The organism is Alistipes intestinihominis, assembly GCF_040095975.1.
Lineage (GTDB): Bacteria > Bacteroidota > Bacteroidia > Bacteroidales > Rikenellaceae > Alistipes > Alistipes senegalensis.
This window is the reverse complement of the sequence record NZ_JBBMFL010000007.1, coordinates 13,283-30,203: the sequence shown is the minus strand read 5'-3', so window position 1 is coordinate 30,203 and position 16,921 is coordinate 13,283. Positions and strand designations below refer to the sequence as shown.

The following is a 16,921-nucleotide window of genomic DNA, read 5'->3' as shown; positions in this document are numbered from 1 at the left end:
CTAACCTTCGCAAACCATGAAACACATCATATTCACACTGCTGGCCGCCGCCGGTATCGCAACGTCGCTTCCGTCGTGCGAAAAATGGGAGTTCCTCGAAGAACATCCCAAAAAGGTAGACGCCACGACCTTCATGTCCAATGCGGCAGAGGTGCAGAGCGTCATCAACTCGATCTATTATCAGCTGCGCCGCCAGGTGGGATTCGGGCGCTATCTCTCGGTGCTGAGCGAAAGTCTGGCCGACTACTGCTACGGACGGGGGAACTACGCCACCTCCTACGCCACGGGCCTCACCTCGGGCGGAGTGACCTTCACGAACGACACGTGGGCCGTTCTCTACCGGGCGATCCGCTTCTCGAACGAGATCCTCTCGCAGATCGGCGATGCGAAGCTCTCGCAGCTCGAATACGACCATCTGAGCGGCGAAGCACGCTTCCTGCGGGCTTTCAGCTACTCATATCTGGCCCGTTACTACGGCGCCGTGCCCTTCTTCGACGAGCACAACATGCACGACTTCAACAAGCCGCGCACGCCCGAACGCGACATTTGGGAATTCGTCGCCCGGGAAGCCGCCGATGCGGCCGCCCTGCTGCCCGAAAGCGTCGCCCAGGCGGGACACCCCGCGCGCTATGCGGCGCTGATGCTGGAGACCGAAGCCCTGCTCTATCTCGAACGCTGGGGCGAGGCCGCAGCCGCCGTCGGCGAGGTGATCGACTCGGACCGCTACGGACTGGTGGAGGTATCGAAGGCCGACGACTACGAAAAAATCTACGGCACGACGGCCAACGCCACGCGCGAAGAGATCTTCTATTTCAAATACAATCAGGACGACGGCAACAACTTCATGTCGATGTATCTTTGCCGCCCGAATCCGGTGCGCGACGGCGGAAACGTCGGCATCTACACCGACTACGAGAAAAACCTCTTCGTCAAAGGATGGGACAAGGCCGACCTGCGTTACCAGTACAACCTCTGGATACAGACCGGCAACGGCACGCTCAATTCGCTGACGAAAACGGGCATGATCTGCCTGAAATTCCGCGACTACAACAGCACGGGAGCCGCCAACGACTTTCCGGTGTACCGTTACGCCGACGCGCTGCTCTACTACGCCGAGGCGATCTGCCGCCGCGACGGCAAACCCGACGAAACGGCCATGGAGGCGCTCAACCAGGTGCACCGCCGCGCCTACGGTCTGAAACCCACCCGTCCGCAGGGCTCGGACTTCCGGCTGGCCGACTACGCCACGCAGGATAAGTTCATGGAGCTGCTGCTTCAGGAACGCGGCTACGAAACCGCCTTCGAAGGAAAACGCTACTGCGACCTGAAACGCTGCGGCAAACTGGCCGAATACGCCGTCAGGGCGGGCCGTGTCGCGGCCGAATCGGAGGTGGGGCCCGCAGCCTACTGGTGGCCCATACCCGCCGACGAATTCAACTACAACACATCACTCGATCCGACCAAGGATCAAAATCCCGGATATTGACACAACACCATGAAAAAATCAATCATCTATTGCGCGATCGCGCTCTTCGCCGCAGCCTCCTGCGGCAAAGAGGCCCCGGCTCCGGCACAGCGCTGGTCGGAGGAGCGTGCCAACGCCTGGTATGCGGAGCAGGAGTGGCCCGTGGGCTTCAACTACGTCGCGGCCACGGCCATCAACCAGTTCGAAATGTGGCAGGCGGAGAGCTTCGATCCGAAGACCATCGACTACGAGATGTCCAAGGCCGAGGAACTCGGGTTCAACACGGTCCGCATCTTCCTGCACGACATGGTGTGGGAGGCCGATCCCGCCGGATTCAAGCAGCGCATCGACGCATTCCTCGGAATCTGCCGCAGCCACGGGATCAAGGCCATCGTGACCTTCTTCACCAACGGCGGCCGGTTCGAAAACCCGCAGCTGGGCAAACAGCCCGAGTCGATCCAGGGCATCCACAATTCGCAGTGGATACAGAGCCCCGGAGCCCCGTCGGTCAACGATCCGGCTTCGTGGCCCCGCCTCGAACGCTACGTCAAGGACATCCTCACGACGTTCCGCGACGACGACCGCATCCTGTTCTGGTGTCTCTACAACGAACCGGAGAACTTCAAGCAGGGCGCCCGCAGCCTGCCGCTGCTGCGCGAGGTCTTCAAATGGGGACGCGAGGCGAACCCCTCGCAGCCGCTCTCGTCGCCGCTCTGGATATGCCCCGGAGCACACGGCACGCGCAGCAATTTCCCGATCATCTCGTTCCTCGGGGAGAACTGCGACATCATGACGTACCACTGCTATTACGGTCCGGAAGAGATGGAGACCTTCATCTCCTTCATGCAGCAGTTCGGGCGGCCCGTGGTCTGCCAGGAGTACATGGGGCGTCCGCGCTCGACCTTCGAGGAGATCATGCCCATACTCAAACGCGAGCGCGTCGGGGCCATCAGCTGGGGGCTCACCGCCGGAAAGTGCAACTTCCATCTCCAATGGTCGAGCAAGGCCGGCGATCCCGAACCCGAGGTCTGGTTCCACGACATTTTCCGCCTCGACGGCACCCCGTACAGCCAGCATGAGGTAGACTTCATCCGCTCCATGACGCAAGACAAAAACATGAACTAACCGCTAATTCCACCGAATATGAATCTTCGACACAACATATCCAGCCTCCTGCTGCTGGCGCTGGTCCTCTCGACGGCCGCCTGCTCCAAGCCGTCGGCTGACGAGAACCCCAATCCCAAACCGGGTACGGGCGGCAGCGATCCCGTGCCCGTCGATACGGAGATCACCTCGATCCACGACCTGAACGCGACGCAGGGATACCTCAATTCGCACGCCCCGGAGTGGCAGAGCAGTTCGCTCGAAATGGATTTCCGCTCTTTCATGAAGCTGGAAAAGCCCCTGCTTTCGGCCGTGAACGCCCGCTACCCCCGCATCAAGAAGCTCAAAGACAACACCTTCCTGCTTATCTACCAGCAGGGGCCGTCGGCCCACGATGTCTATTACGCCCGCAGCAGGAATTTCATCACATGGCAGAACGCCGACGAACAGCTCTTCGCCAAAACGGACATGAAGCAGTACGAAAGCGATGTCGATGACCGCGTGCTTTTCACGTCGGCCGATGCCATAGTGCTCGACAACGGAGACATTCTTGCCTTCGCCTCGTTCCGGCTCAACAAGGGATACAGGCTCAACCCACTGAACAACGGCATCATGATGCGCCGTTCGTCCGATAACGGAAAGACCTGGAGCGAAACTCAGATCATCTACCGCGGCACCACCTGGGAGCCGTCGGCCCTCCAGCTTTCGACCGGAGAGGTACACGTCTATTTCACGGATGCGAACACCACGACGGGCAATTCGGGCACGTCGCTGCTCCGTTCGACGGACCGCGGAGCGACCTGGACCACCGTCGGCAAAATCATCCGCCAAAAGGCCGGAACAGCGACCGACGGTTCGGGAACGGTGATTTTCACCGACCAGATGCCCGTGGCCATCCAGCTCAACGGCTCGGAGCGGATCGCCGTGGCGTTCGAATCGCGGTTCGGACGCACGGGAACCTCCGAGGACAAATACCATCTGGGACTGGCCTACTCGAACGACAACTGGGCCGCAGGCCCCCCGGCAGGCGACGAGGACGGCCCCGCCGAACGGCAGAACAACCTTTTCCTGAATCAGGCAGCCCCCTATCTCCGGCAGTTCCGGTCGGGAGAAACCATCCTTTCGTGCAACATCAGCAGTCTGTTCAACATGCGCATCGGCGACACGAAAGCCTGGACGTTCAGCGAACCGATGCAGGGATTCCCGGGCAAGGGTTCGTGGGGTTCGATCGAAATAATCGACGACCACACGCTCGCCGGCGTCTTCCCGGAGGCTTTCACGCAGACGATCGACGGACAGGAAACTGCCAGCGCCCGCATCCAGCTGGCGAAATTCGTCCTGAACCACCGCATCAACGCCACGCAGTTCACCCCCGCCCTCGTCGGCAGCAGCGCCCATTGGAAAGATGTGCAGGACGCCCTGTTCATCGGCAGCGTCTCGCAGGCCCAGGCCGTTTTCCGCTTCGCCTACGACGACGACAACCTCTATTGCCTCGTGGAGCGGCTCGATAACGGGCTCGCCGCGGCGGACGGCATCGACCTGATGTTCCAGAGCGGAAACGCCACCGGAGACCCGCTGATCCTGAAAATCACCCCCGATGCGGCCAAGGGCACGCTCGCATGCGACAATACGGCGGTAACGTGCGCCGCGACCGTGCTCGGCACCTTCGACGAGACGGACAACGACCGGGGCTACGTGGTCGAACTCGCCATCCCGCGCGAGCGGATCAACGTGGCCGCAGACCGCATACTTTTCAATGCCGTGCTGCACGACGCCGCCGGCGACGACACCTTCACGGGGCTGGCCGCCGGCAACTACGACAAATGGCTGCCCGTCGAACTGAAGCTGCCGGCAGAGCCCGTCACCGAACCCGAACCGGGAGCCGACGACGACAACGGCCGCGGTCCCGGATGGAGCAACGGCGAAGAAGTCAACCCCTGGAAATAACCGTTAACAACCGAAAACCATGAAAACACACCATATCATCGTCATTGCGGCCACCATATGCGCATCGTTCGGATGTTCGCGCCACGAGGAGGAAGACGGCCTGCGGCCGCAGCAGCCGGACACGGATCTGTCCGTCCGGTCGGTCGTCGCAGCGCCCATCGCGGAGACCCGCACGGCACTCGACAACCAGCGCAACGTCGTCTGGAAATCGGGCGACCGGATTCAGGTGTTCAGCGCCGGGAATCCTTCCGGAGCGCCCTATGTCACCGCTTCGGACAACACCCGCACCGGCATTTTCAATCCGGTCGAAAGCTCGAAAACCGTCACCGACGCGCAGCGCTATGCCGTCTATCCGGCCGAAGCCCTGACGAAAGGGCTCTCGGGCGACACGTTCGAAATCGACCTGTCGGCGCTGGCCGGACAATCCTACGCATCGGCCCTCGGCGCAGGGTCCGACATCGCTGCGCTGCCGATGGTGGCCGCGACCAATGACAATACGTTCGAATTCAAGAACGTCTGCGGCGGCCTGCTGCTGCGCGTCAACGACTATCAGGCGCTGGGCATCAAGATCGCACGCATCGAAGCGACGGCCCGCGGCGGGGAGCAGATCGCCGGAAAAATCTCGGTGGAGGCCGCGACGGGAACCCCGCAGCTGAATCAGGGGACGACGGGAACCTCGGTCACGGTGGACTGCGGGAGCGGAGCCAACATCTCCTCGAACGGCGACCTCTCGAAACCGGACGGATTCCTCATCTTCCTGCCCGCCGGAACCTATGCACAGGGATTCTCGTTCAGGATCACCGACACCGACGGCTGCCGCTACGAAATAGAGACGGCACAGGCCGTGACGGTGACGGCCGGCGTCGTAACGCCGCTGCAAAGCCTGCCGCTGACGCGCTATTACGGCACGGCGAACTGTTACCGGGCGGACGCCTCGGCCCAAACCCTCTCCATCGACGCCACGCCGTACTACACGTTCAGCCGGAACTACGTGCACGAGGGAATCCGCTGCACGGACGCTTCCGGAGCGCCGGCGGGCGTCCCGGCCAAGGCCCAGATCGTCTGGCAGCAGCCTGAGAACGGGGCTTCGGGCAACGTGATCGACGCCCCGGCGATGGAGGGCTCGACGCTGAAAGTGCCCGTCACCGGCACGAAGGGCAACGCCGTAGTGGCCGTATGCAAAGCGGACGGGACCATCCTCTGGTCGTACCATATCTGGGTCAGCGAGGCGCAGGACATAGCGTGCCGTTTCGAAGAGGCCGGGGCCTACACGATGCTCGACCGCAATCTGGGAGCCACATCGACGACCCCCAAGGACCGCAACGCCTACGGCCTGTTCTACCAGTGGGGCCGCAAGGACCCGTTCGCCCGCAACCTGACCGCGACGCGCCCGGGCGGCTCCCCTTATGAAAGCGCTTCGAGCGACCTGGAGAAGACCGAAGCCGCCACGGAGGCCACCGGAACCATCGCCTATGCGACGCGCAACCCGCAGACCCGTCTGCTGGCAGCCAAGGAGTGGTATGTCGGAGCGGGCGGCAACGACCTGCTGTGGGGCGGCGCGAAAGAGGGCTCCGTCAAAACGGTGTACGACCCCTGCCCGGCGGGATACCGCGTCCCCGATGCGCGCCATTTCGCCGAGATGAAATCCACATCGTCAGCCGAATGCAACGCGAACTACGGAATGCTGCTCGCCATCAACGGCGAAGACACGAAATCGTACTTCCCCACCTCCGGCTATCTGGAAGCGAACAAGCATGTCACGATGTATCTGGAATACCGCGGATACATGTGGCTCAACGCCGGCGGTGCCACGGCAGAAAACCGCTTTTATTTCAACAACGCAGGCGTGAATATCAAGAACGAATCGCATGCGAAAGGCATGGCCGTGCGCTGCGTGAAGACCGAGCAATAACCGAACTCAAATATTCAACAAAGAACGAACAGCATGAAAAAAACGAAATTCGCACTCGGCGTTCTCGCGGTGCTGCTCTGCGGCAGCGCCGGCGCCCGGAACGGCGAGGTGAAAATGCGCGAAGGGACCATCACGCTGCCCGCCTACCGGGTGAACGCACCGGAAAAGGCTCCGCTTTTCGAACGCGACTTCGCCTACCAGCGGGCCAAACGCGGCGTCTATCCCTATGCCATGAACGACAATCCGACCGACGAAAAGATCGACACCACCTACCGGGCCCTGTTTCTGGAGAACGACTATCTGGAGGTGTGCGTGCTCCCGGACATCGGCGGACGCCTTTTCTACGCCACGGACAAAACCAACGGATACGAGATTTTCTACCGCCAGCACGTGATCAAACCCGCCAACGTCGGCATGCTCGGCGCATGGATCTCGGGCGGCGTCGAATGGAACGTCTTCCACCACCACCGCGCGACCAGCCAGTATCCGATCGACTACAAGCTGGTGGACAACGGCGACGGATCGAAGACGATCTGGGTCGGCGAGGTCGAGAAGCGCCACCGCATGTCGTGGGCCATCGGCATGACGCTCTATCCCGACCGCTCCTACATCGAGGTGAAAGGCCGCTTCTTCAACAACAGCCCCGACCGGAACTCCATGCTGCACTGGAACAACGTCGCCACCCACGCCAACGAGAACTACCAGATCGTATTCCCGGAGAACACCGAATTCGGAACGTTCCACCACAAGAACAGCTTCATGCGCTGGCCCGTTCCCGATGCGCCCTACTGCGGCAATCCGGACTACATCGGCAAGGATGTCAGCTACTGGCGCAACCTCCCGGCCCTGATGGGCGGATCGGTGTTCGTCTACGACTTGCAGGACGACTTCATCGGCGGATACGACTACGGCAAGAACGCCGGCACGATGCTGGCCGGAAACCGCCACATCAACAAAGGCGGCAAATTCTGGACCTGGGGCCACATGAACTACGGCCACGAGTGGGACTGCAAGACCCTCACCGACGAGGACGGGGCCTACGTCGAACTGATGACGGCCGCCTACTCGGACAACCAGCCCGACTACTGCTGGCTCAATCCCTACGAGACGAAGGAGTTCACGGCCTACTGGTACGGCATCCGCGACCTGAAACACGTCAACCGGGGCAACGAACACGCGACGGTCAACATGGAGATCGGCGCCGACGGACGGCTGCATCTGGCCGCCAACGTGACCCGCATCCGGCCCGACGCCCGCATCGTCGTGCGGCGCGGCGGCAAGACGCTCTACGAGACGACCGCCCTGATCGCCCCGGACAAACCCTTCGCCGCCGACACGAAGGTCCCGGCCGAAGAGGTCGCCGAACCGTCGGAGGTGACCATGTACCTCTACGACTCGGAGGGCAACGAGCTGATCAGCTACCACCCCTACAAGCTGGACCGCACCAAGCCCATGCCCGATCCCGTCGTGCCGCTGAACCCCGATCCGAAAAGCGTGGAGAACACCGAGGAGGTCTATTACCTCGGCATGCGGAATCTCCAGTTCCACAACGCCCACGTCGATCCGAACGACTACTTCTTCGAGGTCGTCCGCCGCGACCCGGGAGACGTGCGCGCCAATACGCAGCTCGGCATCCACTACCGGAAGCAGGGCGATTTCGCCCGGGCCAAGAAGCACCTGCGGACCGCCCTCAAACGGCAGACCGCCAACCAGACCCGCGTCAGCGACGGAGAGTCGATGTACAACCTCGGTCTGATCCTGAAAGCGGAGGGCAGATACGCCGATGCCGTCGATACGCTGTACCGCGCGGCCTGGGACTACGAGTACGCCTCGGCGGCCTATTTCCAGCTGGCGCAGATTTCGTCGCTCACGGGCGACAGCGGCCGGGCGCTTCAGGAGGCGCAGATGGCCGTCGCCTACAACGGCATGAACCTCGACGCGCGCAACCTGCTGACGACCCTGCTGCGCCGCTCCGGCCGGCAGGAGGAGGCCGTCCGGATCGCCGCCGATGTCTTGGCGTTCGATCCGCTCAACTACTACGCGACCTACGAACTGGTCCGCATGGGAAAACTCCCCGAGGAGACCTTCGCACGGCTGCTGCGCGGCGTGAGCGAATCCTATCTGGAACTGGCGCTCTACTACATGAACAACGGTTTCGGCGACGAGACGGACGACATCCTCGCCCGGAGCGAGTCGATCGCCCCCTATCCGACCGTGGAGTACTATCAGGCGTGGCGGGCCGACGCCCGGGGCGACCGGGCCGCCGCCGGGAAGCTCTTCGCCAAGGCCGAGGCCGGGAGCACGGATTACGTCTACCCGTTCCGGCTGGAGACGGTCGCCGTCTACGAAAAAGCCCTGGAATACATGCCCGCGAGCGCCAACACCTGGTATTATCTGGGCAACCTCTACTTCCAGAAGCAGCCCGCACGCGCCATGGAGTGCTGGAAAAAGGCCGTCGAGCTCCGTCCCGACTTCGCCATGACCCTGCGCAACCTCGGCTGGGGCAGCTTCTTCTTCGCCGGGGACTGTCCGGCAGCGGCCGAATGGTACCGCAAGGCGATCGAAGCGGACCGGGAGGGCAACGCCATCTTCCTGGCCGAGTGCGACGAGATTCTGGAACGCATGAACGCGCCGCTGCAAACCCGCTACGAACTCTTCGCCGGCCGGGAGGCGCTCTATGAAAAGCGCTACGACTCGGAGACGAAGGCCATCAAGCAACGCATTCTCCACGGCGAATACGAGGAGGTGCTCCGGCCGCTGCTCACGCGCTTTTACAGCCGCCGCGAGCACATCGAAGACCTGCACGACATCTATGTCGATGCCTGCCTGCTCTCGGGTCTCAAGGCCCGGAAGAACGGCGACGACCGCAAGGCGCTCGAATACATGCTGATGATGAACGAGTATCCCGAAAACCACGGATACGCCCATCTGGAGTACTACGCCCGCGACGCACAGGTTTACTACAACATCGGACTGGCCTACGAACGTGTCGGCGACCGGCGCAACGCCCGGAAATATTTCAAAATGGCGTCGCAGGTCGAAGTCCGGGACGCAGACGGCATCTACAACTACGAGAAAGCGCTCGCAATGAGGAAAATCGACCCCAAAGCCCCGGTCGGCGACATGCTCCGCAAGATCGTCGAGACCGGAGAGGCCGGCGTGACGGACTATGTTCAGCGCTTCTTCGAGAGCTTCGGCTACGGAGAGTATCCCGAGGATGTGAACGCGCGCGCCTACTACATGCAGGGCATCGGCCACAAGGCGCTGGGCGACGAAAGCCGGGCGGCGGAGTGCTTCCGGAAAGCCTTGGAACAGCGCAACGACCACCTCTGGGCCAACTACTACCTCGGAATGATCCGATGAAACCCTATCGTCCATGTTCAACCGCGGGGGCCGGCAGACCCGGCCCCCTCTTTACCCTTCCGACCCCATGAATCCACGTATCCTTTCCCTGCTCGCCGCCTGCATCCTGACGATCGGTCCGGCCGCCTCGCAAGCCGAAGAGAGACCGGTGCGCCTGCACACGCTCGACGAGATGAACACGGCCGCCGCGCCGCTGAACTCCCACGCAGGAGCGGAGCGGTACAGCGTGCTCGAATCGGTCCGCGCCTACCGGCAGCTGCTCCCGGCCGCGAAGCTGAAAACCGACCGGACGGCCATCTATCCGCGCATCAAACGCATGGCCGACGGACGCTACATTCTCTTCGTGCAGGGAGGGCAGATCGCCTCCCGCATCTACTACTGCACGAGCGACGACCTCCTGCACTGGAGCGACACGCGAATCCTGTTCGAACCCTACGCCGTCACGACCTCCGAGGGCAGCGACACGCGCTGCTTCTCGACCGTCGATGCCGTCGTGCTGGCCGACGGCGACCTGCTCGCCGCCTGCTCGTTCCGCGCCGCGAAGGGCTACAAACACAACGTCGGCTGCGGAATCATGCTCCGCAGAAGCCGCGACAACGGAGCCACCTGGTCCGACGAAGAGGTCATCTTCGAAGGCACCAACTGGGAACCCTATCTGCTCCAGCTGCCCGACGGACGCATTCAGTGCTACTTCACCGACTGCCTGCCCGCCACCCGCAATTCGGGGACCTCGGTGATCACCTCCACGGACAACGGCCGCACCTGGCACGGACACATGCGCGTCTGCCGGCAGTACAAGTACGACGACAAGGGCGTGCGGATCTTCACCGACCAGATGCCCTGCTTCCGCCTGCTCAACGACGGAAAGACGCTTTTCGGGTTCCTCGAAGCGCGTCTCGAACCCGACGGCCCGCAGGGCAGCAGCATCTACACGATGTCGGTCGTCCGCAACCGGGGATTCGACTGGCAGCCGCTCGGCGAGAACACGGCCGGTCCCGCGGACCGCGAAACGAATCTCTTCAAGGGGTGCGCCGGATACGTATCGACCTTCCCGTCGGGAGAGATCGTCGTTTCGTGCAACATCGACCGGCTGTTCAGCCTGAAAATCGGCGACAGCCGGGGCCGCGTCTTCAACGGACGGTCGTGGGACGAAGACTGGTACCGGCCCTTCGACGGCAAAGGCTTCTGGGGCAGTCTGGAACCGATGGACGCCCACCGCGTCATCGGCACGATGCACTGCGACGAAGGCATCCAGATCGGCGTCTTCTACCTCAACCACCGGATCGACGCCCCGAAAGCCCGCATCCGCCCCGACGGCGACGGCCGGGAGTGGCGCAGCGACCAGGCGCTCTTCATCGGCAGCGACTCCCCGGCCGAAACGATCTTCCGGGCCTGTCACGACGGCAAACGGCTCTACCTGCTGGCCGAACAGCTCGATCCGGCGTCGGCCGGAGGAGCGGAGATCAGGCTCTCCGTCGGGTACGGCGGGCGTCGCGTCGATCTGACCGTCGCTTCCGACGGTTCGGTCGTCAGCCCGATCCCCGGCATCCGCGGCGCCAGCCGTGCGGGCCTCACCCCTGCGGGCGTTCCGGGCCGCGCCACGGAGATCGCCGTGCCGCTCGCCGCATTGCAGGCCCGGCCGGGCGACACGCTGCGGTTCAATGCGACGGTTCGCAGCGGAGCGGTCGAAGACGGATTCACCGCCGCGATGGACGACCCCGAAACATGGATGCGCATCGAACTGAAATAACCGCAAAACGAAACAACCCATGAAACGCGAACTTTTCTATCTGTCGCTAGCCGCGGCCGGGTTCACCCATCCATCCGCGGTGTCCGCCGGGGAGAAGCCGAAGCAGAAACCCAACGTCATCATCGTCTTCGCCGACGATCTGGGGTGGGCCGAACTGGGGTGCTACGGCAACACGTTCAACGAAACGCCCGCACTCGACAGTCTGGCGCGGTGCGGCGTGCGATTCACCGACGCCTATGCCTCGGCGCCGATCTCCTCGCCGTCGCGCGCAGGACTGATTTCGGGCCGCTATCCGCTGCGCGACGGAATCACCGACTACATCAAACCGAACTCCCCGATCCACCTCGATCCGTCCCGCGCCGCGCTCCCCGAGGCATTGCGCCGCAACGGCTACCGCACGGGAATCATCGGCAAATGGCACCTCTCGGGATACAGGGCCAACGGGGCTCCCGTCGAACGGTATCCCGAGGAATACGGGTTCGAGGAGGTGATCCTTTCGGCCGAGGAGAGCATCGGCAACGGCACCTATTTCTATCCGTGGCACCACCTGAAGTCGGTGACCGAAGCCGAAGAACACGAATTCATCGTCGAACGCATGAACCGCGAGGCGCTCGGCTTCATCGAGCGGAACAGCGACCGGCCCTTTTTCCTCTATCTGAGCCACTACGCCGTGCACACGATGGTGCACGGCCAGCCCGAACTGGTGGATTATTTCCGCAGCAAGCCCGGATGCAGCCACAGCGCACCCTCCAAAAACAACCCCGAAAACGATCCTTACAAGAAATGGCCGGCGGATTATCTGGCCAAACCGCACAATCCGCACCTCGCCGCCCAGCTCAAAGTGATCGACGACGGGGTCGGGATGATCGTCGAAAAACTGAAAGAGCTGGGGATCGCCGACAATACGATCGTGATCTTCACGAGCGACAACGGCGGTTCTCCCCAGGTGACCGACAACGGGCCGCTGCGCGGCGGCAAGGGAACCCTTTACGAAGGCGGCACGCGCGAACCGATGATCGTCTGGCAGCCGGGGCGGATTTGCGGCGGACGGGTCTCGGAACTGCCGACCAACAATTACGACTTCTATCCGACGCTCTGCCAGCTGACCGGAACGCCGCTGCCCGAGGGATTCGAACCGGACGGGGCGAGCATCGCCGACGAACTGCTCGGCACCGGAAAGTGCGACGCCGAACGTCCGCTCTACTGGTATTTCAAGATACAGGGCCGAAAGAACGGCGGTCGCTGGTGCAGCTCGGTGCGGGCGGGCGACTGGAAACTGATCGAATTCCACGACACGGGGGAAAAGGAGCTTTACAACCTGCGCGAAGATCCCGGCGAAACCCGCAACCGGATCGGCGACGCCCCCGAACGGGCGGAACGCCTCGCAGAACAACTCGCCGACTGGCGCCGGGAAGCGGAAAAATAAAGCGCCGCAACCCCGATTTCTTCATAAAAAAACATTTGTCATGTATATCAAACAATTCAAACAATTTCAATGGCTCTTTTGGGTCGCCGCAGCCTCCATCGCCGTCTCGTGCGCCAAGTCGTCGGCTCCGGAAGAGGAGAATCCGGTGCCCCCGGCCCCGGTCCTCCGGTCTTTCGATCTCGGAAGGGTCGATTCGCTCAACAAGGTGTGCAATTATGCGTCGAGCGTCGTTTCCGGCGAAGACGGGTCTATGAAAATACTCCTCCTGAGAGACGACGAATCCATAGACATAACCCCGGAGGATCTGAAATCCGGCCTGAAAGTCGAGGACAAGGGCCGCTACTTCCTGTTTTCCAGGCCGGGGGGGGGTGAACCCGACGCGGTTCTCGGCAGCGACATCCCGATGCCCTACAATCCGCCCCTGCGCAGGATGGAAGAGGGCCGGACGCTCAATATTCTCTGTATCGGCAACAGCCTCACGGCCGACGCCGTGGAACATCTTCCGAGAATCCTGAAAGACATGGGAATCGGCAATGTCAATATCGACGTAATCTATCACGGAGGATGGTCGCTCCTGAACCACTGGAACAACTTCCGGGACACGAAATGCTCCCGCTACATCTACGAGGCGGGCAAGGACGACTGGACGGAGTTCGATCCGAATCTGCTGGATGACTGCGCGGCGGACGTTCTCGCGCTGCGGGAATACGACATCGTGACTTTGCAGGACGACACGAGGACCAATTGCAGCGGATGGTCCGAGGAGGGCCGGGCGGCTTTTCTCGAACTGGTCGATCACATACAGCATGCGCAACCGACGCACCGTCCGAGTATCGTCTACTTCGCCCCTCATTGTCCCGCCGCCAAGCTCTACGGCACCCATAACACCATTCTGTGGGAGCTCTTCGACGGAGACCAGGACAAATGCTACGCAGCGTTTCTCGCCCAAACGCGGGAAGCGACCTCCCGGACCCCCGTCGATCTGTTCTTCTCGAATGCGACCGCCGTGCAGAATCTCCGCACCTCGGAACTCAACGAGAACCACCCGCTCGACCTCAGCCGCGACGGGACCCATTCCGACTATGGAGTCACGCGCTTCTGCGAATCGGCCCTGTTCTTCCAGTCCATTCTGAAACCCGCTCTCGGGGCGGACATATCGGAGAGCCGCTATCTCTTCGGCAAAAGCGACGAAACCCCGGGCAAATGCTCGACCCCGGTCGATGACCGGACCCGGCCGATAGCGGTCGAAGCGGCCCTGAACGCCCTTAAAACGCCCTTCGAGATCACGAGGATGTCCGAAGAGAAGCCCCCCGTCGAGGGTTCGGTGAATTACGTCCTGAAACTTTGCGATTATCCGATCACGCTGGAAAATGCACCCGAAGACATCTGCACGATAAAAAAGGCCGGCGCTCCCCTCGGGCTCGACTGGGAAATTTCGGGAGAGGCCCATGACAAGTTCGTGATCACCAACGGCGCTGCCAACGGACGCTACAAGATCGGGGCCAACGCCGACTACGTGGACCCGTTCATCCTGAAAACGAACGGACTCGCGGGAAAGAAAATCTCGAAAGTTTCCGTCTGGATGTCGAGCGGAGTGAAGGACAAGCTCTCGCGCGTGTCCGTCAGCGTAGGGGACCGGGAGTATCTTCCCCTTACGGAGGCGGCCGTCAGCGTGACGGCCGTGAAGAACACGGGCTTCGAGTATTCGGCCGACTGCGGCGCGTCCACGGAAGGCGAGGTCAAGATAACGATCCGTTCGACCGCCGCATTCTACATCTACAAAATCTATATCGACTACGAGCAGGAGTAGCTTCCGCCCGCACGTCGAGAGACAAATCGAACGAAAAAGGTTCCTGCCGCACGGCAGGAACCTTTTCCGCATATCATTCCGAAGCATCAGCCCAGCTTCATCACGTCGTCGATGCCCATATCCTTATAGGTGGATTCGAGCTCCTCGCCGCGGTCCGAAATGACCAGCAGCTTGTCGCCCAGGTGCAGTTCCGTCTTGCCCTGCGGCACGAAGTACTCCCCCTTGCGGCAGACCATCATCACCAGCGTGTTTTCGGGCAGGGTGATCTCTTTGAGCGTGTGCCCGCTGTCGAGCATCGACTCGTTGACCTCGACCTCCGTGAGCACCGACTTCATATCCTCGTGCATGTTGACATCGAACGCCGACTCCCGCTCCTCGTAGGCCAGCCCCAGCAGGTTGGCCATGCCGCTCACGGTCGTTCCCTGCACCACGAGCGAAATGATCGTCGAGAGGAACACCACGTTGAACAGCAGCCCGGCCTGCTCGACATCCGCCATCATCGGATAGATGGCGAAGAGGATCGGCACGGCGCCGCGCAATCCCACCCACGAGATATAAAGCCGCGCCTTGGTGGTGAAGCGCCGGAAAGGCAGCAGGCACGCGAAGACCGTGACGGGACGCGCCACGAGGATCATGAACGCGCCGACGGCGCAACCCAGGATCAGCACCTCGGAACGGAACAGCTCGTCGCTGTTGACGAACAGTCCCAGCGTGAGGAACATCACGATCTGCATCAGCCAGGTGAAACCGTCGAAAAAGACCGTCAGCGACCGTTTCTGCGTCAATTTGTGATTGCCCACGACCAGACCCGCCAGATAGACGGCCAGATAGCCGTTGCCCCTGACGAGGTCGGTGAAGGCGAAGGCGAAGAAGATGAAAGCCAGCAGAAGCACCGAATAGAGCGAGTGGTTGGCGAGGTTGATCTTGTTGATCGTCCACACCGCCAGCCGGCCGATCAGGTAGCCCGACAGGGCGCCGACGATCATCTGGATCACGAAATAGACGATGCTCATGCCCATACCGACGCCGCCCGAGGTGTTCGTCACGATGCTGATCAGCAGGATCGTCATCATGTAGGCCATCGGGTCGTTCGAACCGCTCTCCAGCTCCAGCAGCGGGCGCAGGTGCTGTTTGAGTCCCTGTTTCTTGCTTCGCAGGATGGAGAACACCGACGCCGAGTCGGTCGAAGACATCGTGGAGGCGAGCAACAGGGCCAGCGGGAAGGAGATCTGCAATCCGATCCACGGTGCGATGAGCCACACGAAGCCCGCCAGCACCACGGCCGTCATCACCACCCCCACCGTGGCCAGCACGACGCCGGGCCCGATGATGGGCTTGATCTCCTGGAAGGAGGTATCCATACCGCCCGTGAAAAGGATGATGCAGAGGGCGATCATGCCCACGAACTGCGTCATATCGACCGAACGGTACGAGATGAAGTCCAGACCGAACAACATGCCCACTCCCAGAAAGAGCAGCAGCGCCGGGGCGCCGAAACGATAGGCGACCTTACCGGCCATCACCGCCACGAAGAGCAGCAAGGCTCCGACCAACACTACATTTTCACCACTGATGTCTATCATTCCGTATCTTTAATTTTTAACTGTTTGCATCTCGCGCCCGTCGGCAATGCGCAGTTCGGTCAGCGGCCTGTACTCCAGGTCGGCGTACTCGAACGCCTGCATGGCCGCGAAGCGGTTGTCGGGCGTCCGGTAAACGGCCACGGCCACGGCGGGCACCTGCGCGTGAGGCAGGGCGAAAAGCCGCTCCGCATCTCCCTGTGCGACGCACTCCCTGACCTCTGCGGCCAATCCGCGCTCGAAATAGAGCTCGTCGTAGCGCAGGTAACAACGCCCCGCACGGTAATAGGGCGCCCCTTCGGCGCTGAAAAACCGCGCCGCGAGGGTGATCATCCCCGCCAGCGCCAGCGATCCGCCAAGGAAAACCAGCGCCGAACGCATGTTGTTCGACAACTCTGCGCCGTAAACATGATTCAGAACCAACAAAACCACCCCCGCAACGAACAGTGCGGCAGGCAGCACGAGGGATTTGCGGCGTCGCACCACAACCTCCCCGGGCAAGGCGTACATCGCCTCGCATATTCTAATTTTATCCATATCTCTTTCATTATTTGACGTTTGCAA

General features: G+C 61.9%; 10 protein-coding genes. 8 read left to right on the top strand and 2 right to left on the bottom strand.

Features of this window, described 5'->3' with window-relative positions:
* Positions 1-16: 16 nt before the first annotated feature.
* The 8 genes from WMO46_RS07490 to WMO46_RS07455 all read left to right on the top strand — a co-directional run bounded on the left by WMO46_RS07490 (position 17) and on the right by WMO46_RS07455 (position 14,777).
* The gene (locus WMO46_RS07490) at positions 17-1,486 is read left to right on the top strand and encodes a RagB/SusD family nutrient uptake outer membrane protein (protein WP_349094115.1); all 1,470 of its coding nucleotides are present in this window, start codon (positions 17-19) and stop codon (positions 1,484-1,486) included.
* Positions 1,487-1,495: 9 nt separating this feature from the next.
* Positions 1,496-2,590 carry a cellulase family glycosylhydrolase gene (locus tag WMO46_RS07485; protein WP_349094114.1) on the top strand — a complete coding sequence of 365 codons (1,095 nt, stop codon included), beginning with the start codon at positions 1,496-1,498 and terminating at the stop codon, positions 2,588-2,590.
* Positions 2,591-2,608: 18 nt separating this feature from the next.
* Positions 2,609-4,516: a hypothetical protein gene (locus tag WMO46_RS07480; RefSeq protein ID WP_349094113.1), complete on the top strand. Its 1,908-nt coding sequence runs from the start codon at positions 2,609-2,611 to the stop codon at positions 4,514-4,516.
* Positions 4,517-4,535: 19 nt separating this feature from the next.
* Positions 4,536-6,428 (top strand): fibrobacter succinogenes major paralogous domain-containing protein, encoded by a 1,893-nt coding sequence (locus WMO46_RS07475; RefSeq protein ID WP_349094112.1) that lies wholly within the window; start codon positions 4,536-4,538, stop codon positions 6,426-6,428.
* 33 nt (positions 6,429-6,461) lie between these two features.
* On the top strand, positions 6,462-9,791 hold the full coding sequence (locus WMO46_RS07470; RefSeq protein WP_349094111.1) for a DUF5107 domain-containing protein: 3,330 nt from the start codon (positions 6,462-6,464) through the stop codon (positions 9,789-9,791).
* Between the two features lie 67 nt (positions 9,792-9,858).
* A complete protein-coding gene (locus tag WMO46_RS07465; RefSeq protein ID WP_349094110.1) occupies positions 9,859-11,541 on the top strand; it encodes an exo-alpha-sialidase in 1,683 nt (560 codons plus the stop codon).
* A gap of 19 nt (positions 11,542-11,560) precedes the next feature.
* Positions 11,561-12,967, top strand: coding sequence for a sulfatase (locus WMO46_RS07460; RefSeq protein WP_349094109.1), 1,407 nt, complete (start codon positions 11,561-11,563; stop codon positions 12,965-12,967).
* A 40-nt stretch (positions 12,968-13,007) separates the two neighbouring features.
* Positions 13,008-14,777, top strand: a complete 1,770-nt coding sequence (locus WMO46_RS07455; protein WP_349094108.1) for a DUF4886 domain-containing protein — start codon at positions 13,008-13,010, stop codon at positions 14,775-14,777.
* Between the two features lie 86 nt (positions 14,778-14,863).
* Here the strand turns inward: WMO46_RS07455 and WMO46_RS07450 are convergent, their stop codons facing one another.
* Positions 14,864-16,360, bottom strand: coding sequence for a potassium/proton antiporter (locus WMO46_RS07450; RefSeq protein ID WP_026076577.1), 1,497 nt, complete (start codon positions 16,358-16,360; stop codon positions 14,864-14,866).
* Between the two features lie 9 nt (positions 16,361-16,369).
* The gene (locus WMO46_RS07445) at positions 16,370-16,894 is read right to left on the bottom strand and encodes a hypothetical protein (RefSeq protein WP_227901112.1); all 525 of its coding nucleotides are present in this window, start codon (positions 16,892-16,894) and stop codon (positions 16,370-16,372) included.
* Positions 16,895-16,921 lie beyond the last annotated feature (27 nt).

Bases quoted from the DNA above. Each gene is read 5' to 3' on its own strand.
- WMO46_RS07490 (WP_349094115.1), top strand. From the start codon at position 17: ATGAAACACATCATATTCACACTGCTGGCCGCCGCCGGTATCGCAACG.
- WMO46_RS07485 (WP_349094114.1), top strand. From the start codon at position 1,496: ATGAAAAAATCAATCATCTATTGCGCGATCGCGCTCTTCGCCGCAGCC.
- WMO46_RS07480 (WP_349094113.1), top strand. From the start codon at position 2,609: ATGAATCTTCGACACAACATATCCAGCCTCCTGCTGCTGGCGCTGGTC.
- WMO46_RS07475 (WP_349094112.1), top strand. From the start codon at position 4,536: ATGAAAACACACCATATCATCGTCATTGCGGCCACCATATGCGCATCG.
- WMO46_RS07470 (WP_349094111.1), top strand. From the start codon at position 6,462: ATGAAAAAAACGAAATTCGCACTCGGCGTTCTCGCGGTGCTGCTCTGC.
- WMO46_RS07465 (WP_349094110.1), top strand. From the start codon at position 9,859: ATGAATCCACGTATCCTTTCCCTGCTCGCCGCCTGCATCCTGACGATC.
- WMO46_RS07460 (WP_349094109.1), top strand. From the start codon at position 11,561: ATGAAACGCGAACTTTTCTATCTGTCGCTAGCCGCGGCCGGGTTCACC.
- WMO46_RS07455 (WP_349094108.1), top strand. From the start codon at position 13,008: ATGTATATCAAACAATTCAAACAATTTCAATGGCTCTTTTGGGTCGCC.
- WMO46_RS07450 (WP_026076577.1), bottom strand. From the start codon at position 16,360: ATGATAGACATCAGTGGTGAAAATGTAGTGTTGGTCGGAGCCTTGCTG.
- WMO46_RS07445 (WP_227901112.1), bottom strand. From the start codon at position 16,894: ATGGATAAAATTAGAATATGCGAGGCGATGTACGCCTTGCCCGGGGAG.